Source organism: Sphingomonas sp. UYAg733 (genome assembly GCF_054057355.1).
In genome coordinates this window covers 1-26,276 of the sequence record NZ_JBSRZE010000026.1, presented here as the reverse complement: position 1 = coordinate 26,276, position 26,276 = coordinate 1, and the positions used below count along the sequence as shown (strand labels likewise).

Genomic DNA, 26,276 nt, shown 5'->3' with positions numbered 1-26,276 from the left:
CCTCAGAGCGGCCGGGCTTCGGTGCCGGCCAGAATATGGGTGCAGAGTTGCGCTTCGGGCGTATCGCCCGGGTCAAGCGCGGCGACGGTGACCCAGCCCTGAGCGCGCATCGCAGCGCCGAGCGAAGGTTCGGTACCAAACGGGATGAACAGGCGGCGGCGATCGACATCGCCAAGTCCCGCCGCGACGATCGCATCGGCATAGAGCGAGAAGCCGATCGCGGCTTCCTCGGTGCCATCCTCATGCATGATGGCATAGCTGCCGCCGCGACCGATCTCGCCCAGCACGCCGTCGGCGAAGATCGAGAAGCCAAGCCAGCTTTGATATTCGAAGCCATGCCGTTCGGTCGGATCGAGCGTCAGCGCGACGCGCCCCTTCAATCCCTCGGCAACTTTCCATAATCCGTCGAGCCGCGATGTCAGCGTGCCGCCCGCATCGAACGCGCACAACCGGTCATGCGCCGCCTCGAACGGTCCGGCCGCCTCGATCAACGGCAGATAGGCGGGCACGATCGCCGCGACGCCGCCGGCATCCTTGGCATCGAGCCGGTCGCGCAACGCATCGATCCGCGCCGCATCGACCGGAAACGGCCCGGCGGCGAGGATATCGACCAGGTCGGGCAAGGTGAAGTCGATCGACACGCCGGCGACGCCTGCGGCGGCCAGCGCTTCGACCACCACTTCGACGATCTCGCGCGCGGCGGCGATGGTATCGAGACCGATCAGTTCGCAGCCGATCTGGCGCAGCTCGCGCTCCGGGCGAAGCTGCGACGCGCGCAGTTTCATCACCGGCCCGGCATAGGCCAGGCGCACCGGGCGCGGGTGATGCCCCATGCGCGTCGCCGCGATCCGCCCGACCTGCGCGGTCATGTCGGGCCGGATCGCCAGCGTCGCCTGGCTGACCGGGTCGACGAAACGCACCGCGTCCTGAGTCCGGGCGGATTTGAGCCGCCCGGCCAGCCCCGCTTCGAACTCGGCCAGCGCCGGATCGACGCGTTCATAGCCATAGGCATAGGCCGCGCCGAGGATCGCCTGTTCGAGGCGCGCGGCGGCATCGGCGAACGGCGGCAGGCGGTCGCGAAATCCTTCGGGGAGAAGAGCGTGGGTCATGTCGGAAGCCCTCTGCCCTAACCGGCATTCCGGCGCAAAGCCGGAATGGTGCCGTTGTTGAATTCGCGAAAGAGCGAATTCACGGGCGGTGCCGGCCCGCTCCCCCTCCCGACCATCCATTCAGGATATTCTGTGGGTGGTCGCGAGGGGGAGGGGGCCGGCACCGCAAAATGCGCCTTGAGCGCATTTTCAGAACGACAAGCCCATCGCGGTACGCACGCCGGGAAGGCCGCGCACCTTGGCGAGCAAATCCTGCGTCACCGGCTCGTCGACCGACAAAAGCAGGATCGCTTCGCCACCGGCATTGCGCCGACCGAGATGGAAGGTGCCGATATTGACGCCCGCCTCGCCGAGCAACGAGCCGAGCCGGCCAATGAAACCGGGCGCATCCTCGTTGACGACATAAAGCATGTGGCCGGCAAGATCGGCCTCGACCTTGATCCCGAACAGTTCGACCAGACGCGGCGCGGCATCGCCGAACAACGTGCCCGCGACCGAGCGATCACCGGCATCGGTCTTCACCGTCACGCGCAGCAGCGTGTGGTAATCGCCTTCGCGGTCATGCCGCACTTCGCGCACGTCGATACCGCGTTCCTTGGCCAGATACGGCGCATTGACCATGTTGACCGTGTCGGTGTGCACCCGCATCAGGCCAGCCAGCACCGCAGAGGTGATCGGTTTCTGGTTGAGCGAGGCGGCCGCGCCTTCGACCTCGATCGCGATACCCGACAAGGCACCGTGGGCGAGCTGGCCGATCAGCGAGCCGAGCTTCTCCGCCAGCGCCATATAGGGCTTCAGCTTCGGCGCTTCCTCGGCCGACAGGCTCGGCACGTTGAGCGCGTTGGTGACGCCGCCCGACATCAGATAATCGGCCATCTGTTCGGCGACCTGGATCGCGACATTGACCTGCGCTTCGTTGGTCGACGCGCCGAGATGCGGCGTGGACACGAAATTGGGCGTGCCGAACAATGGCGATTCCTTGGCCGGTTCGGTCACGAACACGTCGAGCGCGGCACCACCGATATGGCCCGAATCGAGTCCGGCCTTGAGCGCGGCTTCATCGATCAACCCGCCGCGCGCGCAGTTGATGATGCGCACGCCCGGCTTGGTCTTCGCCAGATTCTCCGCCGACAGGATGTTGCGGGTCTGGTCGGTCAATGGCGTGTGCAGGGTGATGAAGTCGGCACGCGCGAGCAGATCATCGAGCGTGACCTTCTCCACGCCCATTTCGATCGCGCGCTCGGGCGTCAGGAAGGGGTCGAACGCGACCACCTTCATGCGCAGGCCGCGCGCGCGGTCGGCGACGATCGATCCGATATTGCCCGCACCGATCAGGCCCAGCGTCTTCGATGTGAGCTCGACGCCCATGAAGCGGTTCTTCTCCCACTTGCCCGCCTGGGTCGAGGCATCGGCCTCGGGCAGTTGGCGGGCGAGCGCGAACATCAGCGCGATGGCGTGCTCGGCGGTGGTGATCGAATTGCCGAACGGCGTGTTCATGACGACCACGCCCTGTGCCGAGGCGGACGGGATGTCGACATTGTCGACGCCGATCCCGGCGCGGCCGATGACTTTCAGGTTTGTCGCGGCGGCGAGGATCGCCTTGGTCACCTTGGTCGAGCTGCGGATCGCGAGGCCGTCATAGTCGCCGATGATCGCGATCAGTTCTTCGGGGGTCTTGCCGGTGATCTCGTCGACCTCGACGCCGCGTTCGCGGAAGATCTGTGCGGCTTTGGGATCCATCTGGTCGGAGATGAGGACTTTAGGCATGGTTTGGGTGGCTTTCTGTTTCTTCGTCATCCCCGCGAAAGCGGGGATCCCGCTTCTTCGGTCTGGGGAAAGGCAGCGGAATTCCCGCTTTCGCGGGAGTGACGGGAGGATCAGGCGGTGACGGTCGCGTAGGCCCAGTCGAGCCATGGCCCGAGCGCGACGATATCGGCGGTGTCGACGGTCGCGCCGCACCAGATGCGCAGACCCGGCGGCGCATCGCGATAACCGGCGATGTCATACGCCGCGCCGGCCTTGTCGAGCAGCCCGGCAAACGCCTTGATCATCGCCTCATCGGCGCCCTCGACCGTCAGGCAGACGCTGGTCTTCGACCGCGACGCTGTGTCGACGGCGAGATGGCCGAGCCACGACCGCTCGCTGACGATCGTATCGAGCGCCGCCGCATTGGCATCGCTGCGCGCGATCAGCCCGTCCGCACCACCAACCGATTTCGCCCATTCGAGCGCCGAAATGGCATCCTCGACCGCGAGCATCGACGGGGTGTTGATCGTCTCGCCCTTGAACACGCCTTCGGTCAGCTTGCCCTTCGAGACGAGGCGGAAGACCTTGGGCAGCGGCCATGCCGGGGTGTAGCTTTCCAGCCGCTCGACCGCGCGCGGGCCGAGGATCAGGACGCCGTGACCGCCTTCGCCGCCAAGCACCTTCTGCCAGGAGAAAGTCGCGACATCGATCTTGTCCCATGGAATGTCATAGGCGAACACCGCGCTGGTCGCGTCGGCGAAGCTGAGGCCGGTACGATCGTCGGCGATCCACTCGCCGTCCGGCACGCGCACGCCCGATGTGGTGCCGTTCCAGGTGAACAGCACGTCGTTCGACCAATCGACCTGAGTCAAGTCGGGCAGCTGGCCATAATCGGCACGAACGATGGTCGGTTCGAGCCCGAGCTGCTTGACCGCATCGGTCACCCAGCCTTCGCCGAAGCTTTCCCAGGCGAGCGCGGTGACCGGCTTGGCGCCCAGCATGGTCCACATCGCCATTTCGAACGCGCCGGTGTCGGAGCCGGGAACGATGCCGATGCGGTGGGTGTCGGGGAGCCGAAGCAGTTCGCGCATCAGGTCAATGCAATATTGCAGCCGCGTCTTGCCGATCTTCGAACGATGCGAGCGCCCGAGCGATTCGGTGGCGAGATTCGCCGCAGCCCAGCCGGGAGGCTTGGCGCAGGGACCGGAGGAAAAATAGGGACGCGCAGGTAAGCCCAGGGGCTTTTCGAGTTGCGCAGGCAGAGCCTGCGCAAGAGGCGCAGATAGATCAGTCATGTAGTCTCTCCTTACAGAGAGCACGCGCGGCGTTGGGACCGCGTGGCCCGGCGCCGCACCTAACGATGTGTCGCCGCGTGTCAATCGGCCTTTGATCGGGCGGCCATATTTCGGGGCCATATTCCGGGCCATATTTCGGGGCGGGCGTCTGTCGGTCCGGCATCCATCCGACTGGGCCGTCGATCGGGCGCTGCGTTCTGGCGGCGTTCAGCAAGCCACGCTATCGCGGCCGGGTGAAACGTGCGTTGCTCCTCACTTTGCCGCTCCTTCTTTCAGGCTGTCTGTTCGGCGGTGGCGATGATGATCGCCCGCCACCGCGCCGCGCCGGATCGCGGCCGGTCACGCTCAACATGCCGACTTCGAGCGAAACCAGGGCGTGCCATGCCGACCTGGCGCGCGACGATATCCAGTTCAACCCGCTGCCGGACCGCGATTATGGCGGCGGGTGCAAGGTCGTTGGCGCGGTCCAGCTGATCGATATCGGCCTGCCCGTCACCAATCTGAAGGGTATGCGCTGCGGCCTCGCCCGCGCCTTTACCGGCTGGGCGCGCAATGGCGTCGCACCCGCCGCGCGGCAGATTCTCGGCAGCGATCTGGTGCGGATCGAAACCTTTGGCACTTATGCCTGCCGCACCATCGTCGGCAGCGCGGGCAATGGCGGCAAGCTATCCGGGCACGCCATCGCCAATGCGGTCGATATTTCGGCCTTCATCCTTAGCGACGGTCGCCGCATCAGCATCGAGCAGGGCTGGCGATCGAACGACCGCGACGTGAAGGCTTTCCTGCGCACGATCCAGACCTCGGCCTGCAAGCGCTTCGGCACGGTGCTCAGCCCGGATTACAACGCGGTGCATTACAATCACCTGCATCTCGAGGCGGATCGCGCCAAATTCTGTCGTTAGGTGTTGGAAATTCGCGCAAGAGCGAATTTCGAAGACGGTGCCGGCCCGCTCCCCCTCCCGGCCACCCACAGCGTATCGTGAATGGGTGGCCGGGAGGGGGAGCGGGCCGGCACCGTCTTCACCAAACAAGAACGCCCCGCTTCAAACGTCCGCCGCTTTGCTCTAAAGTGCCGGGATGAGTGATACACATGTTCCGTCGCGGGTCTTTCCGCGCGCCCGCCAGGATGCCGAAACCGCCAAGACCGGCATCAGCACCCCCCAGACCGAGAATCCAGCCTATAAGCTCGCCTTTCAGGATATGGATTTCCTGTTGCGTGAGGACCTTCGCCCGGTCCGTTTCCAGCTTGAGCTGCTCAAGACACAATTGGTGCTCGATGAGGCCAATATCGCCTCGACCTTCGTATTTTACGGCTCGGCGCGAATCCCCGAACCGGCCAAGGCGCAAGCCCTGCGTGAACTGGCGCAGGGGGAAGAGGCGATCCGCATCGCCGACAGCCTGATCGCCAAGTCGAAATATTACGACGTTGCGCGCGAACTCGCACGGATGGTCAGCAAATTCCCGCGCGATACCGAGGGCAAGCGCCATTTCGTCGTGTGCTCCGGCGGCGGCCCGTCGATCATGGAAGCGGCCAATCGCGGCGCGGCCGATGTCGGCCAGGAATCTATCGGCCTGAACATCGTCCTGCCGCACGAACAGGCACCCAACCCCTATGTGACGCCCAGCTTAAGCGTACAATTTCACTATTTCGCGCTGCGCAAGATGCATTTCCTGCTCCACGCCCGCGCGCTTGCGGCGTTTCCCGGCGGATTCGGCACGTTCGACGAATTGTTCGAATTGCTCACGCTGATCCAGACCGGCAAGATCGCGCCGATCCCCGTGCTGCTCTATGGCCGCGAATTCTGGAACCGGGTGGTCAATTTCGAGGCGCTGGTCGAGGAAGGCGTGGTGTCGGCACGCGACCTGGACATCTTCAAGTTCGTCGAGACGGCCGAGGAAGGCTGGCAGGTCGTGCGCGACTTCTATCGTGAACGCCCCGAGAGCGGCGTGGTCCTGGAATAAATTCGGCCCCACGCTCGGTCAGATAAGGGCGCTTCCCCGGCGAAGCGGGTTCCCTAAGCGCCCACTATCCAATCAATGCGCGTTGGCCGCCGGATCGACCGAAGGCGCGCCGGTTGCCAGGGTCGCCTTGTTCGACAAATCCTCGACGGGATCGGGTGCCTTGGCGCCCGGTGTCGCGGGGGTTGCGGGCGCGGCAGCCGTTGCCGCCGCAGGAGCGGCCGGCAGCGGCAGGTTCGAGCCCTGCTGATTGAGATAGGCGATCACGTTCGCCCGGTCCTGCGCATTGCCCAGACCGGCAAAGGTCATCTTGGTGCCGTTGGCGAACTTACGCGGGCTGGTCAGCCACGTGTTCATTTCGTCGAAGCCCCATTTGCCGCCATGCGACTTGAGCGCGTCGGAAAAGGCGAAGCCCGCCTTGCCCTCGGCAATGCCTTCGCCGAGCGTCCCGTACAAGTTCGGGCCAATGCCGTTGGCGGCGCCCTGGGCGATGGTGTGGCACGCGGTGCATTTCTTGAACACATCGGCGCCCTTGGCCGGATCGGCCGCCGCCAGCAGTGTCGCGATCGGCACTTCCGCCGCACCGCCGCTGCCCTCAGCCTCCGCGCCTTCGATCGGGTAGCCTGGTTTTTCGGGTGCTTCGGCGTGATACACCATGCCGCCGACGATCGACAGCCCCAGCGCCGCGCCGAAAGCCGCCAGCACCCAGCCCGCGATCGTGTTCGTCCTGTTGTCCATTATGCCGTTTGCCCCTGTGCTGTCATAGGCCGGAAAGTTGGCTTCCTTTAGATTCGCGTTGCCGACACCGCAAGCCGCGCTTGTCGCAACGCGGTCATGCCCGTAAGCGCGCGGCGACATGGAAAATTTTGCCGCCCCCGCCCGCCCGATCGTGGCGATGATGACCGAGGCCGCCGCCGCCGCTCCCGAGCGCGCGGTCGCCTTTCAGGGCGCGCCCGGCGCGAATTCGCACGTCGCGGCAATGGAGGCCTTTCCCGACGGACTGCCCTTGCCCTGTTTCGATTTCGCCGACGCGATCGATGCGGTACGCGACGGCCGTGCCGATTGCGCGATCATCCCGATCGAAAATTCGCTTCACGGCCGCGTCGCCGACATGCATTTTCTGCTGCCCGAATCGGGGCTGGTGATCACCGGTGAACATTTCCTCGGCATTAAACACGCGCTGATGGGTGTCGGCCGCCGTGACGAGGTGCGCGAGGCGATGAGCCATCCCCAGGCGCTCGGCCAATGCCGTCACTGGCTGCGCGAACATGGCATTTCGGCGATCGCCTATCCCGATACGGCCGGGGCGGCGGCGGTGGTCGCGGAATTGAACGACCCCAGGGTGGCGGCGCTTGCACCGCCTGGTGCGGCGGAGATTTACGGCCTCAACATGCTCGCCGAGGGCCTGGCCGATGCCGATCATAATACGACGCGTTTCGTCGTGCTCGCGCGCGCCGGGCATGAGGCGCTTGGTGACGGTCCGTGGATGACGACGCTGATCTTCGAGGTCAAGAACGTGCCCGCCGCGCTCTACAAGGCGATGGGCGGTTTTGCGACCAACGGCGTCAACATGACCAAGCTGGAAAGCTATCAGCGCGGCGGCAGCTTCGCGGCGACCGAATTCTACGCCGATATCGTCGGCAAGCCCGGCGACGCGGCGATCGACCGCGCGCTTGAGGAACTCGGCTTTCATTCGAAGTGGATGCGGCTGCTGGGCACGTATCGGCAGGCACGGCCGCGGGGATAGTCTCGATCCTCCCCGTGCCGGGAAGGGATCAGGTGTTCGCCCAGGCGGTCAGCAGTGTATGCGCGATGGCATAGGGCGGCGGCGCGAGGAACGATCCCTCGCCGCCCGCCAGCACGCGGCGCACCTCCTCACGCGATACCCAGATCGCATCCTCCAGCTCGTTGGTGTCGAGCGTGATCGCATCGCCCTCGGCCATACCGACACAGGCGACCATTAGCGACGATGGGAACGGCCAGGGCTGGCTGGCGATGTAGCGCACATCGGTCACGCGTACCCCTGCTTCCTCCATGATCTCGCGCGCGACCGCTTCCTCGATCGATTCGCCGGGCTCGAGAAACCCTGCCAGCGCCGAATAGCGCCCGGCCGGCCAGGCCGGCTGGCGCCCGAGCAGCGCGCGCCCGTCATGTTCGGCGATCATGATCACCACCGGGTCGACGCGCGGGAAATGTTCGGCATGGCAATTGGGGCAGTTTCGTCCCCAGCCGGCGCGGAACATCGCGGTCTGCGTGCCGCAATTGGCGCAGAATTGATGGCGGCTGTGCCAGTCGAGCACGCTGCGCGCGGCGGCATAGGTCGCCGCTTCGCCCGGTGCGAAACGGTCGAGCAAGCCGAACAGCCGCATCGATCGTCCGGCCGGCGCGCGCATGCCGGGCGTGAACGCGGCGAAATGCGGCTTGTCGCCGTCGAGCCCGAGCAGCACCAGTTCGGCATCCTCGGGCGCATCAGCCAGGCTGGTCCAGCCGAGCCGCCCGGCATCGTCAAGCTCAGGTTCGAAATTCTCCAGCTTGAGCAATTTCGCACGCCAATCGCCGGTCGCCGCCGCAAAGGCTTGCATGTCGTGGCGCAGGCGGTCGGCACGGTCGAGCGTGCCGCCAGTAAATCCGGGAATCACGGGCGCTTCTTCGCCAGATCGGTCCTGAACGCGGCGAGCACCTCAGTGCGCAGCGGCCATCTTTCGCCCGGGAAATAATTGACCATCACCGTACCGCGTACCTGATGCGCGGGGTCGACGAACGCGACCGTGCCGGCCGCCCCGCCCCAGCCATAAGTGCCCTTTGCCGGGCCGCCCGGCGTATCGACGATCGTAACCGATCCGCCCGCGCCAAAGCCCATCGGCTGAGTCGTACCGCCGGTTGCGGCAACCGCGCCGGGGAAGAACACGCCCGCAGGCATAAGGTTCGACATGGCGAGCCTGGCGGTATCCGCCTTCATCACGCGCGCACCGTCGAGCTCCCCGTAATTCTGCAGCATGTGCAGGAAACGGTCATAGTCATGCGCCGACATGACCAGCCCGGCGCCGCCATAGGGAAAGCTCGGCGGCTTGAGCCAGGCCGAGGTCGCGGCAGGATCGAGCGGCGCGCGATTCTCGCCAATGATGATATAATTGCTCGACAGGCGTCCGAGCTCGCTCGCCGGCACCGTCCAATAGCTCGATGTCATCTTGAGCGGATTGAAGATGCGCTGCTGCACGAACGAATCGAAGCTCATGCCGCTGGCCACCTCGATCACCCGGCCCATCACGTCGAGCCCGATCGAATAGCTCCATTTGGTCCCCGGATCGGCGATCAACGGCACGCTTGCGGTGCGGTTGGCGAATTCCTCGAGCGTCGCTGGACGGGTCTTGCGCGATTCGACCTCGAGCGCGGCATTGACCGCGGCGGGGGTCAGGCCGAGCCGCTCATATTCCTTGAGCAACGGCCCCTTGGTGACGATCGTATAACCAAGCCCCGCAGTATGCGTCAGCAGGTTGCGGATGGTGATCGGCCGAGTCGCCGGACGGCTGTCGAGGCTGTCCGGGCCGATCAGCACCTTCATGTTCTTGAATGCGGGGATGAAGTCGGAGATCGGCTGGTCGAGCGACATCTTGCCGTCCTCGATCAGGATCATCGCCGCCATGCCGGTGATCGGCTTGGTCATCGAATAGACCCGCCACAGGCTGTCCGGCCCGGCCTTGGCGGCGGTCGCCTCGTCGCCGATCTTGCCCGCGCTCAGAAACATCGACGGCTGATCGCGATAACCGAATGCCGCGACGATGCCGGGCATCTTGTTGTCCGCGACATAGGAATCGAGCAGCGCCTGCGTACCGGGCAATGGCGATGCGGCAACGGCCGCGACCTGAGCTTGGGCCTGGGGTGCCGCGTCACGAGCAAACACCGCGCCGCCCGCGAGCAGCGCCAGCGCACCCGCCGAAACCATGTACCGCACAGCCTTCATGTCGCTCTCCCTATGCCTGCCGCCCTGATCCCGGCCGACCTGATTCCGGCCGACCTGATTCCGACCGCCGCCTTGGCGAACACCGTCGGCAGTCCCGCCGACTCGATATCCGCCACCGGCCACCATTCGCCCGCGTTCGAATGCTCTTGCGCGCGTCCGACCGCAAGGGCGAGTTCGAGCCGGAAATGCGTAAACACGTGCACGACGCGCGCATCGAGCATCGTCCAGTCGGCATCCAGCGGCGGATCGGCGAGCCCCGGCGGCGCGTCAATCCAGGGGCCGGTGGGCAGTGCGCGCATCCCACCGAGCAGGCCGCGCGGCGGCCGGCGCACCAGCAGCACCTGGTCCCCATGTTCGGCCCAGAAGATCGTGCCGTAACGCTGCGGCCGGGCGGCCTTGGCCGGCTTTATCGGAAAGGTTTCGGGCGCCCCCGTCGCAAAGCCGGCGCACTGGCCGACCAACGGGCAAGCCAGGCATTTGGGGCTGCGCGGGGTACAGATCGACGACCCCAGATCCATCATCGCCTGGGCGAAATCGCCCGGCCGCCGTTCGGGCGTGATCGAATCGGTGGCAGCGCGAATCGCCGTCCGCGCGGCCGGCAGCGGCTCATCGATCGCGAACAAGCGCGCGACGACGCGCTCGACATTGCCGTCGACCACGACCGCGCGTTCGCCAAAGGCGATGCTGGCGATCGCCGCAGCGGTATAGGCACCGATCCCGGGCAGCGCGCGCAATTCGGCTTCGTTGCCGGGAAAGATCCCATCATGCCGATCGACCACGACCCGCGCGCATTCCACCAGATTGCGCGCCCGGGCGTAATAGCCAAGCCCCGCCCAGGCGGTCATCAACTCGGTCTCATCGGCAGCGGCAAGGCTCGCGAAATCGGGCCAGCGCGCAGTGAAATAGTCGAATTTCGGCCGCACCGTCGCAACCGTCGTCTGCTGCAGCATGATTTCCGACAGCCAGACCCGATACGGATCGGGTGCCGGCGCACCCGGCGGCGATCGCCACGGCAAATCGCGCGCATGGCGATCATACCAGGCCAATAGCGGTTCTGCGATGGATCGGGGCTTTGCGGGCACGGCATCGCTATGGCATGGAAGGCGTGATGAGCAAGCGCGGCGTTCCCAAGTCCGAGTCCGAACCGCAACGCGGCGGCCGCGCCCGTGCGGTGTCCGAACTGCTGCCCGATGCCGGCCGCGCCGCGTTCCGCCGTTTCGGCTTTGTGCAGAGCGCGGTGGTCAGCCGCTGGGGTGACATTGTCGGCGCGCGCTATGCCGGCGTGTCGGCGCCCGAATCGATCCGCTTTCCACAGGGCAAGAAGTCCGAAGGCACGCTCAACCTGGTGGTGCGCGGCGCGCATGGCACGATGATGCAGCATATCGCCCCCGAGATCATCGAACGGGTCAATCGCTTCTTCGGTTATGCCGCGATCGCGCGCGTGCAGATGCGCCAGGGCGACGTGCCGGCGCCGCGCCCGCGTCCGGCGCCGCCGTCGCTGAAACCGATACCGGTCGAGCTTGGCGCGAGCCTGCGCATGATCGCCGATCCGGAATTAAAGGCGGTGCTCGAGGCGCTCGCGGCAGGCGTCGCGGCGACCAAGGGACCACCGGTCGTGGGGAGCCCCATCGAGGGCAAGGGGGACGAGTGATTCGAAAATTGATTGCCCCGTTGCTGGCATTTTTGCTGGCGCCGCTGGTGGTGAGCGCGGCCCCGCCGCCGCGCGACTGGACCAAGGTCGCCACCCGAACGGCGAGCGGATCGTTCGTGATCGGAAACCCCAGGGCGAAGGTGAAGCTGATCGAATATCTCAGCTATACCTGCCCGCACTGCGCGCATTTTTCGGAAGAATCGGCGGCGGTGCTGAAGGGCAAATATGTCCGCTCCGGCTCGACCAGCGTCGAGTTGCGCCACGCGATTCGCGACAAGCTCGATCTGGCGGCGGCTGTGGTCGCGCGCTGCACCGGAACTGCCGGTTTCTCGGCGACGACCGACGCGGTGTTCGCGGCGCAGGCCGACTGGGCCCCGCGCGGTTTTCAATATGAACGGATCAACGGCAGTCGCATGGCGCTCTATTCGGAAAGCGCGCGGCTGCGCGCGCTTTCCGATGGCTCGGGGCTGACCGATATCGGTCGCGCCAAGGGCCTGAACGATGCGGCGCTCGACGCCTGTTTTTCGAACAATGACGACCTGCTCAAGATCGCGGTGATGGCCGATGCGGCGTGGAAGGCGATCAGCGCCGCTGCCGGCGCTCAAGGTGGCGGCACGCCGAGCTTCGTCGTTAACGGCAAACCCTATACCAAGACCGAATGGGCGGGGCTCGACACGGTGTTGAAGGCAGCCGGCGCCCGGTGACCTGCCAAAATAGTCTATGATTTCGTGATTCTTCCTGGAGTGTGATCGTGATGAAGTTTCGTCTTGCAAGCGCGGTACTGCCGTTGATCGTCCCATTGGCCATGCTCGCCGGCTGTGGCGGCGGGGATGCCACCGGCAATATCTCCGCGCCGGCCACTCCGATCGGGAAGGTTGCGGCACCAGCCGGCAAGAACTGGAGCGAGACGGTCGCGGTGACCCCGGATGGCGGTTATCGCGTCGGCAATCCCGATGCGCCGCTCAAACTGGTCGAATATGGCTCGCGCACTTGCCCGACTTGCGGCGCGTTCGGCCGTGAGGGCACGATGCCGCTGATCAACAATTACGTCGCGACCGGCAAGGTCAGCTTCGAATTCCGCGACTTCCTCGTCCATGGCGCGCCCGATCTCGCCGCCGCCCTGCTCGGCACCTGCGGCGGGCCGCAGCCCTTCTTCCCGCTGCTCGAGCAGATGTACCAGAATCAGCAAAGCTATCTCGACAAGCTGCAGGCCATGTCACCGGAGATGCAGGCCAAGTTCGCGAGCATGAAGCCCAATCAGGTGGCGACGGCGCTCGCCGAACAGATGGGCCTGATCGAGTTCGTCAAGCAGCGCGGCATTCCCGAAGCCAAGGCGCGCGCCTGCCTCAACGACCAGGCAAAACTCGAAGCGGCAGCCAAGTTGAGCGACGATGCGGGCGCATCGGGCAAGGTCACCGGCACGCCGACGTTCATCCTCAACGACGAGAAGGTCGATGCGGTCAGCTGGGGCCAGCTCGAGCCGATCCTGAAAGGCGCGGGCGCCTGATCCCAGGCAAACATCCGCGGGGGGCGGTAGCCTAGGTGCAGATCAAGCGGCTTCGGCTGTCTGGATTCAAGAGCTTCGTCGATGCCGCCGATCTGCGCATCGAGCCCGGGCTGACGGGGATCGTCGGCCCGAATGGCTGTGGCAAATCCAATCTGCTTGAGGCGCTGCGCTGGACGATGGGCGAGACCTCCGCCCGGTCGTTGCGCGGCGCGGGCATGGAGGACGTGATCTTCGCCGGCACCGCGACGCGGCCGGCGCGTGAATTCGCCGAGGTTTCGCTGCTGATCGAGGATGCCGCCGCGGAGGAAACCGAGGTGGTGCGCCGGATCGAGCGCGGCGCGGGCTCGGCCTATCGGATCGACGGGCGCGACGTGCGTGCCAAGGATGTCGCCCTGCTGTTCGCCGACGCAGCGACCGGCGCGCATTCGCCGGCTCTGGTAAGCCAGGGCCGGATCAGCGCGGTCATCTCGGCCAAGCCGGCCGAGCGCCGCGCAATGCTCGAAGAAGCGGCGGGCATTGCCGGTCTGCATGTCCGGCGCAAGGACGCCGAACAGAAGCTGCGCGCGACCGAAGCCAATCTCATTCGGCTCGACGAGGTGATCGCCGACCAGGATGCGCGCGCCGCCGCGTTGAAACGCCAGGCGCGCCAGGCCGAACGCTATCGCACCTTGTCCGATCAGATCCGCCTCGCCGAGGCACGGATGATCTTCGCACGCTGGCGCGATGCGGCAGCGGCAGCGGATACGGCCAAGGCCGAAGCCGCGCTGGCCGAAACCCTGGTGAGCGAGACTGCGGAAAAACAACGCGCCGCCGCCGCCTATCAGGCCGAGGCGACCGATCGGCTGGCGATGGCACGCGCCACCGCGCTCGCCGCACGCGACCGGGCGAGCGAGGCAGGCCACCGTCTCGCCAGCCTGCGCACCGAAAAGGCGACTATCGGACGGCGGCTGACCGAACTGGCCGGCAACCGTGCGCGGCTGATCGACGACCGCGCGCGCGAAGGTGCGCTGGCCAATGACGCGGCCGAAGCACTGGCGCGTCTGGTCGAGGAAGCCAAAACGCTCGAGGCGAGCATAGCCGAGGCGACCAGGCGCACGCCCGAACTCGATACCGTGCTGGCCGTAGCCGAACGCGCCGCGCGCGACGCCGAGGTCGCGCTCGCCCAGGCGCTCGCGGCGCAGGCGACCGAGGCGGCCGAGGCACGCGTGGCCGAGGCGGCGCTGGCGGCGGGCCGGTCCCGGGTCGAACGGAGTGAGCGCGACCTGTCGCGGGTGATGTCGGAAGGCGCTGCGCTGGGCGATGCAGCACCCCTGCTCGCCGAACGGAGCCGTGCCGCGGAGGCGCGCGCCCAGGCGCTGCGTCACGCCGAATCGGCGCGCACCGCGCTGGCCCGCGCCGATGCCGGAGAGCGCTCGGCGCTCGACCAGCGCGACCGCGCGCAATCGGCACGTGCCGCGGCACACGCCGAACTCTCCGCACTCGACAGCGAGGCGGCGGCGCTGGCCAAGGCGACGCGCGCGAGCGGGCGCGAGCGGCTGCTCGATCAGGTACGCGCCGATCCGGGGTATGAACGCGCGCTCGCCGCGGCGCTGGGCGACGACCTCGAAACCGGGCTGGATCCGTCGGCAGAGCGCTTCTGGGCCGGTGCCGCGACGCTGCCCGGCGATCCGTCGCCACCCGCAGGCACGGTCGCGCTCGCCAAACATGTCGCGGCGCCGGCTGAGCTGGCCCGGCGCCTGGCGCAGATCGTCGTGGCGGACAATGACGAGGGTCAGCCGCTCGCGGTCGGCCAGCGGCTGGTGACGATGGGCGGCGTGCTGCGCCGCTGGGACGGTTATGTCGCCAAATCGGGCGGCGCGGCGGCGGCGGAACGGCTCGAACGGATGAACCGGCTGCGTACGATCGAATCGGCGCGGCCCGCCGCGGTGCGCGCGGTCGATTCGGCCGATGGCGAACTGGCCCGGATCGACGAAGCGATCACCGAGGCGCGGCGTGCGGCGGCCGATGCGCGGCGCGTGCTCGAAGGCGCCGAGACCAGCGCGCGCGATGCCGGTCGCGCCGAGGACAAGGCGTCGGTCGCGCTGGAACGGATCGAGACTCAGCGCGCCGACCTCGAATCGCGGCGTCAGCGCATCGCCGCCGAACTGGCGGAGGCGCAAGCCGAACTGGACCGCGCGATGCGCGACAAGGCGACCCTACCCGATGGCAGCGCGACCCGCGACCGCGTCGCCGTGCTGTCGGGCGAAGCGGAAACCCGGCGTACGGCGGTGGCGACCGCTCGCGCCGAACGCGCCGGATTGGAACGCGCCATCGCACAGGATCGCGATCGGCTGGCGAGCGGCACCGGCGAGGCCAAGGGCTGGCGCGCGCGCGCTGGCGAGGCGGCGCGGCGCATCGGCGACATGGACAAGCGCGAGAGCGAACTGACGGCCGAGGCCGAAACGCTCGCCGACCGGCCAGACGCGCTCGACAAGGACATCGCCGCACTCGACGCGACGCATGGCACGGCGCGCGCCGAGGCCGATACCGCGCAGGGGATCGAGCGCGAGGCCGAGGGGATTCTGCGTGAGACCGATGCCATGGCGCGCCTCGCCGGCGAGACGCTGGCCGAGGCACGCGAAGCGCGCGCCGGGGCGGCGGCGCGCGCGGAGAATCAGGAATTGCGCCGGGTCGAGATGGGGCGGCTGTCGGGCGAGCGTTTCGAATGCCCCGCCCCGGTGCTGCCCGAGCGGGTCGGTTTTCAGGCCGATACGGTGCGCAGCCCGACCGAGGAATCGAGCGCGCATGAGCGACTGTCGCTGGAACGCGAGCGAATTGGCCCGGTCAATCTCGTCGCCGAAAGCGAGCTGGCCGAACTGGAAGCCGCGAGCATCGGCAACAGCGCCGAGCGCGACGAGCTCGGCCAGGCGGTCAACCGGCTGCGCGGGTCGATCGGCACGCTCAATCGCGAAGGGCGGCAACGGCTGCTCGCCGCATTCGAGGCGGTCAACGGGCATTTCCGCCGCCTGTTCACCACGCTGTTCAACGGCGGCAGCGCGCATCTCGAGTTGATCGATTCGGACGATCCGCTCGAAGCGGGCCTCGAGATCATGGCGCAACCGCCGGGCAAGAAACTCCAGTCGCTGACCTTGCTGTCGGGCGGCGAGCAAGCGCTTACTGCGGTCGCGCTGATCTTCGGTCTGTTCCTGACCAATCCGGCGCCGATCTGCGTGCTTGATGAGGTCGATGCGCCGCTCGACGACGCCAATATCGAGCGGTTCTGCGACCTGCTCGATGCGATGACGCGCGAGACCGCGACGCGTTACCTGATCGTCACGCACAACGCCGTGACGATGAGCCGGATGCACCGGTTGTTCGGCGTGACGATGATCGAGCAGGGCGTGAGCCGGCTAGTCTCGGTCGATCTTGGTGGCGCGGAGAACCTGCTCGCGGCGGAGTAGAGTGCGCGTTGAACGCGGGCCCGCGCGATGTCCCATATCTCCTCGATCGCAGATCCTGCCCAATGCCTCAAGCTTATGTTAAGTATATGATATAGATACATTATATAAAGAACTGCCGAAGTGACAGCCTGAGATACGAGACGCTCCCGGTGTCCCATATCTCCCAGCGCTCGTCGGCTCGCCCGGGTTGATTCAACCATGGCATGGAATCTGGTCTAGCATCTCCTGCCGGAGCCATACCGGCCCGCTCTTTCTTATTGTCGGAACAGGGCCCGCGTCAGCGCCGCCGGCTATCGACATAACTCCACGCCGTCAGCCCGATGCCGATCAGCGCCGGTAGCATCACCGCCGGAAAGTCGCGCGGGAATGCGGACGGCGAGCAGATCCCCACCGCGATTTCCCACAAATGGAACAGCGCATGGCCCGAATACCATATCGTCGCCATCGCCCAGAGCAGTACACGCAGTTTGGGGCGGAAGGCGCCCACCATATAGGCACCGCCGGTCATCACGAAGACCATGCCGATATCGCGGATGAAATGCTGGTTGAACGCGCCGGTCGAGGTCACCCCCGGCACCGCGAAATACCAGTCGAGCGGGACGGCGAGCATGAACACGCCATTCGCTGCCATGGCCAGTCCAAGGAGCGTCGCAATGACGATGCAGGTGGTTCTCATGGCTCGGATTGTCCTTTGATGATGGGTCAATGGGGCAATCCGGACTGCCCCTCGGCCGCCAACGCCAGTGCGACATGCTTCAGCTTGTCGGGATTGCGCATGATATAGATCCCGGCGATCCGGCCATTCTCGATCGCCAGCGCGGTGGTCTGCAATATCTCGCCGCGCTCGCTGCTGACATAACCGGGCAGGCCGTCGATCCACACCGGGCGGAGCATCACCATCCCGTTTTCGCCGAACTTGCGATACAGGCCGGCGAACAGGCGCAGCATGCGATCGATGCCGATGATCGGATTGCGGAAGGCGAGAACGCGGCCGCCGCCATCGGCATGCAGCACGACATTGTCCGCGAGCAGCGCCTGCAGCGCCTTGGTGTCGCCGCTGCGCGACGCGGTGAAGAACGCCTCGGCGATGCGATCCGCCTCGTGCTGTTCGACCGGGAAGCGCGGACGCGCGTCATGGACATGCTTGCGCGCCCGCACCGCGAGCTGGCGCACCGCACCCGCGTCGCGATCGAGCGTCGTCGCGACTTCGTTCAACGTGACCCCGAACACGTCGTGGAGCAGAAACGCCGCCCGCTCCAGCGGCGACAGGCGTTCGAGCGCCAACATCAATGTTAGGGTCAGGTCATCGGCTGGCTCGTCGTCCTCGACCGGGTCGAACAGCGGCTCGGGCAGCCATTCGCCGACATAGGTTTCGCGTCGCACGCGTGCCGATTTCATCACATCGAGGCACAATCGCGTGACGATGCGCGAGAGAAAGGCGGCCGGATGATCGACCGCGCCATCGACCCGGCGCCAGCGCAGCCACGCGTCCTGCACCACATCCTCGGCTTCGCTGACCGAGCCGAGCATACGATAGGCTAGGCGCAGCAGCCGCGGCCGCTGCGCCTCGAACAATTCGGTCGCGTCCTCACGAGGCGGCACGTGTCTCGTCCATCGGATGGATCGCGCGAAGGCCGATCTGCAGCCGGTTCCACAGATTGATCGCACCGATCGCCAGAGTCAGCTGCACTCGCTCCTCCTCGCTGAACTGGTCGCACAACAGGTCATAATCCGCATCCGGCGCTCCGGTCTCCGCGACCTTTGTCAGCGCCTCCGTCCAGCCCAGTGCCGCCCGTTCGCGATCATTATACAAGGGCGATTCGCGCCACGCATTGAGCATATAAAGCCGCATCTCGCTCTCACCATGCGCGCGCGCGTCGGTCGCGTGCATGTGCAGGCAATAGGCGCAACCATTGATCTGCGACGCGCGCATCTTGACCAGCTCCTTCAGGCCGTGCTCCAGCCCGTTCGCCGCCAGGCTCGCCTCCAGCGCGATCATCGCTTTCATGCCCTCGGGCACTGCCTTGAACGGATTGTTGATCCTTGGCGTCATCGTCACTCTCCGGGGTGCACCATGCACCGTCGTAAACAAGACGAGGTGGAGGATGGCGATTGTGACATGGCAACGATAAAATTCGCTTTGCCGGTAATGTCGGCGAATTCAGCGCCGCTGGCCGCCGGCGCGGAACAGTTGTGACAACGGGTGGTTCTAGCACCGTAACAATAAGGAGTTTCGATCATGCCAGAAGTCCGCAGCGACGAACACGTCGTCGTCGAACGCAGCAGCATCAATGTCGCGAACATCATCCTAGCCATTGCCGTCCTGCTGGTCGCCCTCGGCGCGCTCAAATATTTCGGCGTCTCCCCTATCTAACGCCCGGGTTCGGCGACGACCCAGCCAAAGTCGTCGCCGACCGGATTTGACTCCGCCCGTCTACCTTGATCGCCGTCGCCTTTCGCCGCGCGAGCGACAATTATATTTGAACACAATCAATGTGTTGCGTTTTGCGCAAAAGAACATATGTTGAACATATGGCGCAACTCGACGTTCAGAAAAAACTCGGAATCCTCGCCGACGCGGCCAAATACGACGCGTCCTGTGCCTCGTCCGGCACGGTCAAGCGCAGCTCACGCGACGGCAAGGGGCTTGGTTCGACCGATGGTGGAATGGGCATCTGCCATGCCTATGCGCCCGATGGCCGCTGCATCTCGTTGCTCAAGATCCTGCTGACCAACAGCTGCATCTTCGACTGCCATTATTGCATTAACCGCAAAAGCAGCAATGTGCGCCGCGCGCGCTTCACCGCGCAGGAAGTGGTGCAACTCACCCTCGCCTTTTACCGGCGCAATTATATCGAGGGGCTGTTTCTTTCCTCCGGAATCATCCGCTCCTCCAATTATACGATGGAGCAGATCGTCGAGGTCGCGCGGAGCTTGCGCGAAGATCACCATTTTCGCGGTTATATTCATCTCAAGACGATCCCCGACGCCGACTCCGAGCTGGTGCACCAGGCCGGGCTCCATGCCGATCGCGTTTCGATCAATGTCGAATTGCCGACCGCGAGCGGTCTCAAACGGCTCGCGCCGGAAAAATCCGAGATGCGCATCGAGAGTGCGATGACCGAAATGAAGTCGGCGATCATCGATACCGCCGATGCGAGCCGAAAATACCGCTCCGCGCCAAAATTCGCGCCGGCCGGGCAATCGACGCAGATGATCGTCGGCGCTGACGCGGCGACCGATGGCGACATCGTGCGCAAGGCGTCCACATTGTACGATCGCTTCGGGCTCAGGCGGGTCTATTATTCGGCCTTCTCGCCGATCCCCGATGCCAGCGCGATCCTGCCGCTGCAGCGACCGCCATTGATGCGCGAACATCGTTTGTATCAGTCGGATTGGCTGATGCGTTTTTACGGCTATGCGCCGGACGAGGTCGTCGCGGCGACCGATGCGGAGACCGGCATGCTGCCCCTCGACATCGACCCGAAGCTTGCCTGGGCGCTCAAATTCCGCGGCTCGTTCCCGGTCGACGTCAACCGCGCGCCGCGTGAAATGCTGCTGCGCGTGCCGGGACTCGGGGTGAAGGCGGTCAATTCGATCCTTACCGCACGGCGCTGGCGGCGGCTTCGGCTCGAGGATATCGGCCGGCTGACCGTATCGATCACCAGGATGCGCCCGTTCCTGATCGCCGAAGACTGGAGCCCCGGCGCGCTGACCGATCAGGCCGGCCTGAAAGCGGTGATTGCACCCAAGGCAAAACAGATGGAGTTGTTCGGCTGATCGCGCCATGATGCCGGAAAATAAGGAGAGGCATATGAAGCACATCCTGCCGTTCGCCGCACTTGCGATCATCGCGGCCCCGGCCATGGCCAGGACCGTCACCGTCGCGCCGGGGGCCGATGCGCAGTCGCGGCTGCAGGGCGCGCTGATCGAGGCGGCGCCGGGCGACGTGATCGAGATCGGCGCGGGACGCTTCGACCTGACCGACGGCCTGTCGCTCGATGTCGACAAGGTGACGGTGCGCGGCGCCGGCCCGGACAAGACGATCCTCAGCTTCAAGGGGCAATTGGGCGCGGGCGAGGGCTTGCTCGTCACCTCCGACGATGTCGTGCTGCGCGACTTCGCGGTGGAGGATTCGAAGGGCGACGGGATCAAATCCAAGGGCGCCGACCGCATCGTCTACAAGAATGTCCGCGTCGAATGGACCGGGGGGCCGAAGGAAACCAACGGCGCTTACGGCGTCTATCCGGTCGAAAGCACGGATGTGCTGATCGACGGCGCGATCGTGAAAGGCGCGTCCGATGCCGGCATCTATGTCGGCCAGTCGAAACAGATCATCGTGCGCAACTCGCGCGCCGAGGGCAATGTCGCCGGGATCGAGATCGAGAACAGCCGCAACGCCGATGTCTATGGCAACACCGCGACGCACAATACCGGCGGGATCCTGGTGTTCGACCTGCCCAATCTGCCGGTGATGGGCGGACGCGATATTCGCGTCTTCAAGAACATGGTGGTCGACAACGACACGCCCAATTTCGCACCCAAGGGCAATATCGTCGCCAGCGTGCGCACCGGCACCGGCGTGCTGGTGATGGCCAATGAGAATGTCCATGTGTTCGACAACGACCTGTCGGGCAACGCGACCTCCAACGTGATGATCGTCAGCTATCGCAATGCCTTTACCGACCCGCGCTATAATCCGCTGCCGCGCAAGATCGCGGTCGGCGGCAATCGTCATGGCAAGGCCGGCTTCGCACCGCAACTGCCGGGTGGCGATCAGCTGGCGGCGGCGTTCGGCGGAGCGATCCCCCCGATCCTGTGGGACGGCACCGGCGACACGGCGAGCCTGGCGGTGACCGACAAGGTGACGGTGCTCGGCATGGGTCTCGCGCTCGCGGCACCGATGGAGACGGCCAAGCCGGCGCCGATCGACCTGTCCAAGGGCGTGGCGGGCGCGCAACCCGCCAAGGTCGTACTGCCCGAAGCGATGGAGGCGGCCGCGCGGTGAGGCTCGCCCAGCGCATCGCTGCGACCGTGTCCGCCTGTGCCGCGCTGGTCATCCTGGGCGCGGCGGTAGCGGGCGCGCGCGGCGTGAACGATGCTGCGATCATCGGCGACGGTTATCCGGCGACTTTGTCGGAATTCGATCTCTTCACCGATACAGCGACCCGCACGCCCGCCGCCCGCGTGACCCCCTATACGCTCAACACGCCGCTCTTCTCCGACTATGCCGAGAAGCAGCGATATCTCTATGTCCCGGGCGGCAAGGCCGCGGCCTACGATCCGGACAAGGTCATCGACCTGCCGGTCGGGTCCGCGCTTGTGAAGACGTTCGGATACCAACAGGCGGGCAAGTTCAAGGCGCTGGAGACCCGGCTATTGTTGCATCGCGCGGGCGGCTGGGTCGCGATCCCCTATGTGTGGAACGCCGATGGCACCGACGCGGTACTCAAGCGCGCCGGCACGCGCATTCCGGTGACCTTCACCGATCCGTCGGGACTAAGCCGCACGATCAGCTATTCGGTGCCCAACCAGAACCAGTGCAAGGATTGCCACGCATCGTCGGGCGCGATCACCCCAATCGGACCGAAGATCCGCAACCTCAACGACGGCAAACAGCTTCAGGCTTTGCTCAAGGCCGGCATGATCGACCGGCTGCCCGCCGATGCGCCACGCCTGGCGCGCTGGGACGATGACGCCGCACCGCTCGCCGATCGCGCCGCCGCCTATCTCGAGACCAATTGCGCGCATTGCCACAACCCCAATGGCGCGGCGTCAAATTCGGGACTCTATCTCGACTGGAAACAGGCCGACGCCAATGCGCGGGGCATCCTCAAACGCCCGGTCGCGGCGGGGCGCGGTAGCGGCAGCCGCGATTTCGATGTGGATCCGGGGCATCCCGAACGCTCGATCCTGATTTTCCGCATGGAGAGCACCGACCCCGGCATCGCCATGCCAGAACTGGGCCGCGCGACCGTCCATGCCGAGGCGATCGCGTTGCTCACGCGCTGGATCACCGATATGCCGGCGGACGGCGCGCCGGTCGATACTGGGGTGAAAGCGATTCGCAATTGAAACAAGCGGCGGCGCGGTCGGTTATCCTGCACGAACCGACAGGAGATTTTCATGGCCGACGCCCGCATCTTCGCCGACCTCAAGGCCGACCACGATCGCCACCGCAAACTGCTCGCGCAAATCGGCGAGACGTCGGGTGCAAGCGAGAAACGCGAGACCCTGTTCGAGGCGTTCCGCGTCGAGGTTTCGGCGCACGCCGCCGCCGAGGAGGAATCGCTCTACGCGACCATGCTCGCCAATCCCGAATTGCGCGATGATGCGCGCCATTCGGTGTCCGAACATAAGGAGATCGGCGATTTTCTTGGCGAACTGGCAGAGATCGACATGGCGACGGGCGCCTGGCTGACCAAGTTCAGGGAAATGCGCCACCGCTACGAACACCATATCGACGAGGAAGAGGAAGAGATGTTCCCCGCCGCCGCCAAGGAGCTGAGCAGCGCTGAGGAAGCGCGGCTCGCCAAAATATTCGAGACGCGCAAGCCGAAGGAACTCGAACGTGCCGAGGCGACTCCGCCGGGCAGCGACGAACGCGATTAGGCAATCGCGGGTCGCAGTCCCTGGCTGTCACTCACCCGTATCCAGCGCGGTATCGCGACGGTCACCGCGATCAATAGGAAAGGCGTGAGGAACTCGCGGTGACGCTCGCCGAATTCGAACCACATGCCGAACAGCATAAGCTGTGCGACGCACGCCACCAGCAGCGCAGTCAACCCCGCGATCGCCGGATCGCGCCGCAGGCGAAGCGCGGCGGCGCCGCCCGCCAGGGTCAACAGATGCACGCCATGCGAGACCGGCAACAGCAGCGCGCCGATCGCGGCGGAGATCGGCGGATTCATCGCAGCGAGGCGCACCACGCCGAATTCGCCGATCGCCGCGGCGCGCAGCAACTTGGCGATGGTGATCCGCACGAAACCAACCGGGTGCTGAACGATCCATTCCCTGGCCAGCCCCGCCGCCGCCTTGCCGAAGGCGATTTCGGGCATGCCGCGCAGCTGTTCGGGTGGCGGCAGCCAATTGCCCGTCGCATCGGCATTGTTACCGATCCACAGGCTGTACCCGGCCGAACTGGTCAACGGCACAAAGGCGCCGAGCACGATCAGATTGCGAATCCACCAGGGCAGCATGACCGCTACCGCGATCAGCGCCGCCGGTACACCGATCGTCATGATACGGCGCAAGCCGATGCCGGGGATCAACACCAGCCCGAACAGCAAGGCGAGCATCGCCTCGCCCGGCTGAGTCAGCGCAAGCAAAGCGGCGGGCAGGCCGATCGCAAGGGCATCACGCCAACGCCGCGCATCGCGCGCGGCACGCAGCCAGCCCAACGCAAGCGCCAGGACCAGCAACACGCTCAATCCTTCTTTCTGGGCGAGCGGGGCGGAGAAGATCACCGACGGAAGGATGAGGTAAACCAGCGCCGCAGCGATCCCCGCGCGCCGTACACCGAGAAAGCTCGCCAGCCGGACGATCAACCAGGCGGTACCGAGGTCGATCAGCGTCGACAGCACCACCAGCGAAGGCGTCGAGAAACCGACGACCACACCCCACCCCGCGAGAATAACACCATAGAGCGGCGGGAAAAGCGCGTAGCAGGCGACACCCATGAACGGCTCGTCGACCACCAGCCCGCGTCCGGCGATCAGATTGTGCGCAAGCACGAGATACCAGTGCGAATCGCCGGGCGACACGCGCGGCGCGGCCAGCCAAGCGCTGGCCAGCCGGAGTCCGATCGCGATGACCGCGAACGCGACCCATTCGGCCCACCGCGAACGGCGGATCGTGGTGGCAAGCGCCCACAGCGCGGTGAGGCTCCATGCCGCAAGAATGCCGACCCCGCCCGGCGACGCGCCCCAGCGGACCATCAGCCCCGGCGTCGAGAATATTCCATAGCCAAGCAGGACCAGCAGCAGCATCGCCATTGCGCCACGCGAGATTCGATCGAAAGCGGATTGCACAGCTATCACGGCGCTCACCATATGATCATGGCGGTTAGTGTCGCTTTAACGGTAAAATCGTCGCGATGAGGCTTGTCACGCTTGCCGAGCCTGACGATTTCGAGGGCTGGCGCGATGCCGCGCGCGGGCTGGCAGCCGAGGCGGTGCCGCCGGACGATGTCGTCTGGCAGGTCGGCGATGTCGACGGCGACTTGTTTGCCGGTGGCGCGACGCCGCAAACTTCTTTCGCCACGTCCGGCTTTTCGGTGCCGCGCGCTTTTCTCGACCTTGCGCGCAGCGTTGTATTGAACAGCAATCCGGAGCGGTTCGCGCTTCTCTATACCCTGCTGAAGCGACTACTCATTCAGCCGAAGCTGATCGACGATCGCGCCGACCCGTTGATCCGCCGGCTCGACCATCTTGCCGCACAGGTGCGCCGCGACATCCACAAGATGCGCGCATTCCTGCGCTTCCGCGAAGTGTCGGAAGAGGATGGTGCGCGCTTCGTCGCCTGGTTCGAACCCGAGCATCACATCGTCCGCGCCAACGTGGCCTTCTTCGTCAACCGCTTCGCATCGATGCGCTGGTCGATCCTGACGCCCGAAATCTCGATCCATTGGGACGGCAAGGCGCTAAGCCAGGGGCCCGGCGCGGCCAAGGGCGATGCGCCGGACGGGGATCCGATCGAAGATGTGTGGAAGACCTATTACGCGTCGATCTTCAATCCGGCGCGGGTCAAGATCGGCGCGATGCTCAAGGAGATGCCGAAGAAATATTGGAAAAACATGCCCGAAACCGCGCTGGTACCTGGCCTGATCGCGGCGGCGCAAGCACGGGAGAGCGGCATGATCGAGGCGGCGAAGGACAAGATGCACAGCCGTACCGGCGGAGATGTCCAGGCGGCGTGGGACGCGTTGCGCGACGAGGCGGCGGGCTGCACACGCTGTCCTTTGTACAAGGACACAACACAGACCGTGTTCGGCGAAGGCCCGGTCGACACCGCGTTGATGTTCGTCGGCGAGCAGCCGGGCGATCAGGAGGATCTGGCGGGCCGGCCGTTCGTCGGTCCGGCCGGGCAAATGTTCGACCGCGCGCTGGCGCAGGCCGGAATCGAGCGCGCGGCGGTCTATGTCACCAACGCGGTCAAGCATTTCAAATTCGAACAACGCGGCAAGCGGCGCATTCATTCCAAACCCGGCGCGGGCGAAATCGAGGCGTGCCGCTGGTGGATCGACCAGGAGCGGGTGCTGGTGAAACCCCGGGTGACGGTCGCGCTCGGCGCGACTGCGGCGCGAAGCCTGTTCGGCAAGGTGATGACGATCGGCCGCGAACGTGGGCGGGCACTGGAGTTACCTGATAAGGGTGGCGAAGCCTGGATCACGGTGCATCCAAGCTATTTGCTGCGCCTGCCCGACGAAGCAGCGAGGGAAGAGGAATTCGCACGGTTCGTCGAGGATTTGAGGATGGCGGGAGAAAGGGTTTCTTCCTAGCCCTCTACCCCCGAGGCTACGGGATTCACGGAAGTTGGTGAGCGATGAGGAAGCCTGAGAGGACGGCGGCGAATTGCCTCCATCCTTGTGCCATGGTTTTGGGTCCTGG

The 26,276-nt window shown here is 65.7% G+C and carries 24 protein-coding genes; 13 read left to right on the top strand and 11 right to left on the bottom strand.

The window, feature by feature from the left end:
* Positions 1-2 precede the first annotated feature (2 nt).
* The 3 genes from ACVWZA_RS21365 to ACVWZA_RS21355 all read right to left on the bottom strand — a co-directional run bounded on the left by ACVWZA_RS21365 (position 3) and on the right by ACVWZA_RS21355 (position 4,150).
* On the bottom strand, positions 3-1,109 hold the full coding sequence (locus ACVWZA_RS21365) for an ATP phosphoribosyltransferase regulatory subunit (RefSeq protein WP_457313460.1): 1,107 nt from the start codon (positions 1,107-1,109) through the stop codon (positions 3-5).
* A gap of 189 nt (positions 1,110-1,298) precedes the next feature.
* Positions 1,299-2,876, bottom strand: coding sequence for a phosphoglycerate dehydrogenase (gene serA, locus ACVWZA_RS21360; RefSeq protein WP_457313459.1), 1,578 nt, complete (start codon positions 2,874-2,876; stop codon positions 1,299-1,301).
* A gap of 110 nt (positions 2,877-2,986) precedes the next feature.
* Positions 2,987-4,150, bottom strand: coding sequence for a phosphoserine transaminase (locus tag ACVWZA_RS21355; RefSeq protein ID WP_457313458.1), 1,164 nt, complete (start codon positions 4,148-4,150; stop codon positions 2,987-2,989).
* 233 nt (positions 4,151-4,383) lie between these two features.
* Between ACVWZA_RS21355 and ACVWZA_RS21350 the strand changes: the two genes are divergently transcribed.
* Together ACVWZA_RS21350 and ACVWZA_RS21345 are read left to right on the top strand one after the other, a co-directional pair.
* Positions 4,384-5,052: an extensin family protein gene (locus tag ACVWZA_RS21350; RefSeq protein ID WP_457313457.1), complete on the top strand. Its 669-nt coding sequence runs from the start codon at positions 4,384-4,386 to the stop codon at positions 5,050-5,052.
* A 175-nt stretch (positions 5,053-5,227) separates the two neighbouring features.
* Complete coding sequence (locus ACVWZA_RS21345; protein WP_457313456.1) at positions 5,228-6,112, top strand: LOG family protein; 885 nt, start codon at positions 5,228-5,230, stop codon at positions 6,110-6,112.
* 72 nt (positions 6,113-6,184) lie between these two features.
* On the opposite strand, the gene ACVWZA_RS21340 is transcribed toward ACVWZA_RS21345, so the two are convergent.
* On the bottom strand, positions 6,185-6,847 hold the full coding sequence (locus ACVWZA_RS21340; RefSeq protein WP_457313455.1) for a c-type cytochrome: 663 nt from the start codon (positions 6,845-6,847) through the stop codon (positions 6,185-6,187).
* A 118-nt stretch (positions 6,848-6,965) separates the two neighbouring features.
* On the opposite strand from ACVWZA_RS21340, the gene ACVWZA_RS21335 reads away from it, so the two are divergent.
* Positions 6,966-7,856, top strand: a complete 891-nt coding sequence (locus tag ACVWZA_RS21335; protein ID WP_457313454.1) for a prephenate dehydratase — start codon at positions 6,966-6,968, stop codon at positions 7,854-7,856.
* 28 nt (positions 7,857-7,884) lie between these two features.
* Here the strand turns inward: ACVWZA_RS21335 and nudC are convergent, their stop codons facing one another.
* From nudC to ACVWZA_RS21320, 3 genes are read right to left on the bottom strand one after another with little or no spacing between them, the layout of a single operon-like run.
* Positions 7,885-8,691 (bottom strand): NAD(+) diphosphatase, encoded by an 807-nt coding sequence (gene nudC, locus ACVWZA_RS21330; protein WP_457313477.1) that lies wholly within the window; start codon positions 8,689-8,691, stop codon positions 7,885-7,887.
* A 53-nt stretch (positions 8,692-8,744) separates the two neighbouring features.
* The gene (locus tag ACVWZA_RS21325) at positions 8,745-10,070 is read right to left on the bottom strand and encodes a serine hydrolase domain-containing protein (protein ID WP_457313453.1); all 1,326 of its coding nucleotides are present in this window, start codon (positions 10,068-10,070) and stop codon (positions 8,745-8,747) included.
* Positions 10,067-11,152 carry an A/G-specific adenine glycosylase gene (locus ACVWZA_RS21320; RefSeq protein ID WP_457313452.1) on the bottom strand — a complete coding sequence of 362 codons (1,086 nt, stop codon included), beginning with the start codon at positions 11,150-11,152 and terminating at the stop codon, positions 10,067-10,069. Before ACVWZA_RS21320 ends, ACVWZA_RS21325 begins: the two co-directional genes overlap by 4 nt.
* A 14-nt stretch (positions 11,153-11,166) precedes the next feature.
* On the opposite strand from ACVWZA_RS21320, the gene ACVWZA_RS21315 reads away from it, so the two are divergent.
* The 4 genes from ACVWZA_RS21315 to smc are packed head-to-tail and all read left to right on the top strand — an operon-like array spanning position 11,167 to position 16,668.
* A complete protein-coding gene (locus tag ACVWZA_RS21315; protein ID WP_457313476.1) occupies positions 11,167-11,721 on the top strand; it encodes a DUF721 domain-containing protein in 555 nt (184 codons plus the stop codon).
* A complete protein-coding gene (locus ACVWZA_RS21310) occupies positions 11,718-12,425 on the top strand; it encodes a thioredoxin domain-containing protein (protein WP_457313451.1) in 708 nt (235 codons plus the stop codon). The genes ACVWZA_RS21315 and ACVWZA_RS21310 overlap by 4 nt, the downstream gene beginning before the upstream one ends.
* Before the next feature lie 50 nt (positions 12,426-12,475).
* Positions 12,476-13,228 (top strand): thioredoxin domain-containing protein, encoded by a 753-nt coding sequence (locus ACVWZA_RS21305; RefSeq protein WP_457313475.1) that lies wholly within the window; start codon positions 12,476-12,478, stop codon positions 13,226-13,228.
* A 35-nt stretch (positions 13,229-13,263) separates the two neighbouring features.
* Positions 13,264-16,668, top strand: coding sequence for a chromosome segregation protein SMC (gene smc, locus ACVWZA_RS21300; RefSeq protein ID WP_457313450.1), 3,405 nt, complete (start codon positions 13,264-13,266; stop codon positions 16,666-16,668).
* 277 nt (positions 16,669-16,945) lie between these two features.
* On the opposite strand, the gene ACVWZA_RS21295 is transcribed toward smc, so the two are convergent.
* From ACVWZA_RS21295 to ACVWZA_RS21285, 3 genes are read right to left on the bottom strand one after another with little or no spacing between them, the layout of a single operon-like run.
* On the bottom strand, positions 16,946-17,344 hold the full coding sequence (locus tag ACVWZA_RS21295; RefSeq protein WP_457313449.1) for a hypothetical protein: 399 nt from the start codon (positions 17,342-17,344) through the stop codon (positions 16,946-16,948).
* A 26-nt stretch (positions 17,345-17,370) separates the two neighbouring features.
* A complete protein-coding gene (locus tag ACVWZA_RS21290; protein ID WP_457313448.1) occupies positions 17,371-18,270 on the bottom strand; it encodes a sigma-70 family RNA polymerase sigma factor in 900 nt (299 codons plus the stop codon).
* The gene (locus tag ACVWZA_RS21285; protein ID WP_457313447.1) at positions 18,257-18,721 is read right to left on the bottom strand and encodes a carboxymuconolactone decarboxylase family protein; all 465 of its coding nucleotides are present in this window, start codon (positions 18,719-18,721) and stop codon (positions 18,257-18,259) included. The genes ACVWZA_RS21290 and ACVWZA_RS21285 overlap by 14 nt, the downstream gene beginning before the upstream one ends.
* Positions 18,722-18,907: 186 nt before the next feature.
* Between ACVWZA_RS21285 and ACVWZA_RS21280 the strand changes: the two genes are divergently transcribed.
* The 5 genes from ACVWZA_RS21280 (at position 18,908) to ACVWZA_RS21260 (ending at position 23,280) form a co-directional block, all read left to right on the top strand.
* Positions 18,908-19,042, top strand: coding sequence for a hypothetical protein (locus ACVWZA_RS21280; protein WP_457313446.1), 135 nt, complete (start codon positions 18,908-18,910; stop codon positions 19,040-19,042).
* 158 nt (positions 19,043-19,200) lie between these two features.
* On the top strand, positions 19,201-20,448 hold the full coding sequence (locus ACVWZA_RS21275) for a putative DNA modification/repair radical SAM protein (RefSeq protein ID WP_457313445.1): 1,248 nt from the start codon (positions 19,201-19,203) through the stop codon (positions 20,446-20,448).
* Between the two features lie 34 nt (positions 20,449-20,482).
* Positions 20,483-21,676, top strand: coding sequence for a parallel beta-helix domain-containing protein (locus ACVWZA_RS21270; RefSeq protein ID WP_457313444.1), 1,194 nt, complete (start codon positions 20,483-20,485; stop codon positions 21,674-21,676).
* Positions 21,673-22,743: an SO2930 family diheme c-type cytochrome gene (locus ACVWZA_RS21265; protein ID WP_457313443.1), complete on the top strand. Its 1,071-nt coding sequence runs from the start codon at positions 21,673-21,675 to the stop codon at positions 22,741-22,743. Before ACVWZA_RS21270 ends, ACVWZA_RS21265 begins: the two co-directional genes overlap by 4 nt.
* A 51-nt stretch (positions 22,744-22,794) precedes the next feature.
* Positions 22,795-23,280, top strand: a complete 486-nt coding sequence (locus ACVWZA_RS21260; protein WP_457313442.1) for a hemerythrin domain-containing protein — start codon at positions 22,795-22,797, stop codon at positions 23,278-23,280.
* Here ACVWZA_RS21260 and ACVWZA_RS21255 read toward each other — a convergent pair.
* A complete protein-coding gene (locus ACVWZA_RS21255) occupies positions 23,277-24,662 on the bottom strand; it encodes a glycosyltransferase family 39 protein (protein WP_457313441.1) in 1,386 nt (461 codons plus the stop codon). The two genes, ACVWZA_RS21260 and ACVWZA_RS21255, sit on opposite strands and share 4 nt — an antisense overlap.
* Before the next feature lie 101 nt (positions 24,663-24,763).
* On the opposite strand from ACVWZA_RS21255, the gene ACVWZA_RS21250 reads away from it, so the two are divergent.
* Complete coding sequence (locus ACVWZA_RS21250) at positions 24,764-26,167, top strand: UdgX family uracil-DNA binding protein (protein WP_457313440.1); 1,404 nt, start codon at positions 24,764-24,766, stop codon at positions 26,165-26,167.
* The last annotated feature ends 109 nt before the right edge of the window (positions 26,168-26,276 follow it).

What these genes read in the sequence shown, in the direction of transcription:
- ACVWZA_RS21315 (WP_457313476.1), top strand. Translation starts at nt 11,167, where the DNA reads ATGGAAGGCGTGATGAGCAAGCGCGGCGTTCCCAAGTCCGAGTCCGAA.
- serA (WP_457313459.1), bottom strand. Translation starts at nt 2,876, where the DNA reads ATGCCTAAAGTCCTCATCTCCGACCAGATGGATCCCAAAGCCGCACAG.
- ACVWZA_RS21355 (WP_457313458.1), bottom strand. Translation starts at nt 4,150, where the DNA reads ATGACTGATCTATCTGCGCCTCTTGCGCAGGCTCTGCCTGCGCAACTC.
- ACVWZA_RS21255 (WP_457313441.1), bottom strand. Translation starts at nt 24,662, where the DNA reads ATGGCGATGCTGCTGCTGGTCCTGCTTGGCTATGGAATATTCTCGACG.
- ACVWZA_RS21295 (WP_457313449.1), bottom strand. Translation starts at nt 17,344, where the DNA reads ATGAGAACCACCTGCATCGTCATTGCGACGCTCCTTGGACTGGCCATG.
- ACVWZA_RS21275 (WP_457313445.1), top strand. Translation starts at nt 19,201, where the DNA reads ATGGCGCAACTCGACGTTCAGAAAAAACTCGGAATCCTCGCCGACGCG.
- ACVWZA_RS21285 (WP_457313447.1), bottom strand. Translation starts at nt 18,721, where the DNA reads ATGACGCCAAGGATCAACAATCCGTTCAAGGCAGTGCCCGAGGGCATG.
- ACVWZA_RS21340 (WP_457313455.1), bottom strand. Translation starts at nt 6,847, where the DNA reads ATGGACAACAGGACGAACACGATCGCGGGCTGGGTGCTGGCGGCTTTC.
- ACVWZA_RS21280 (WP_457313446.1), top strand. Translation starts at nt 18,908, where the DNA reads ATGCCAGAAGTCCGCAGCGACGAACACGTCGTCGTCGAACGCAGCAGC.
- ACVWZA_RS21365 (WP_457313460.1), bottom strand. Translation starts at nt 1,109, where the DNA reads ATGACCCACGCTCTTCTCCCCGAAGGATTTCGCGACCGCCTGCCGCCG.
- ACVWZA_RS21335 (WP_457313454.1), top strand. Translation starts at nt 6,966, where the DNA reads ATGGAAAATTTTGCCGCCCCCGCCCGCCCGATCGTGGCGATGATGACC.
- ACVWZA_RS21325 (WP_457313453.1), bottom strand. Translation starts at nt 10,070, where the DNA reads ATGAAGGCTGTGCGGTACATGGTTTCGGCGGGTGCGCTGGCGCTGCTC.
- nudC (WP_457313477.1), bottom strand. Translation starts at nt 8,691, where the DNA reads ATGCAAGCCTTTGCGGCGGCGACCGGCGATTGGCGTGCGAAATTGCTC.
- ACVWZA_RS21345 (WP_457313456.1), top strand. Translation starts at nt 5,228, where the DNA reads ATGAGTGATACACATGTTCCGTCGCGGGTCTTTCCGCGCGCCCGCCAG.
- ACVWZA_RS21305 (WP_457313475.1), top strand. Translation starts at nt 12,476, where the DNA reads ATGAAGTTTCGTCTTGCAAGCGCGGTACTGCCGTTGATCGTCCCATTG.
- ACVWZA_RS21260 (WP_457313442.1), top strand. Translation starts at nt 22,795, where the DNA reads ATGGCCGACGCCCGCATCTTCGCCGACCTCAAGGCCGACCACGATCGC.
- ACVWZA_RS21270 (WP_457313444.1), top strand. Translation starts at nt 20,483, where the DNA reads ATGAAGCACATCCTGCCGTTCGCCGCACTTGCGATCATCGCGGCCCCG.
- ACVWZA_RS21250 (WP_457313440.1), top strand. Translation starts at nt 24,764, where the DNA reads ATGAGGCTTGTCACGCTTGCCGAGCCTGACGATTTCGAGGGCTGGCGC.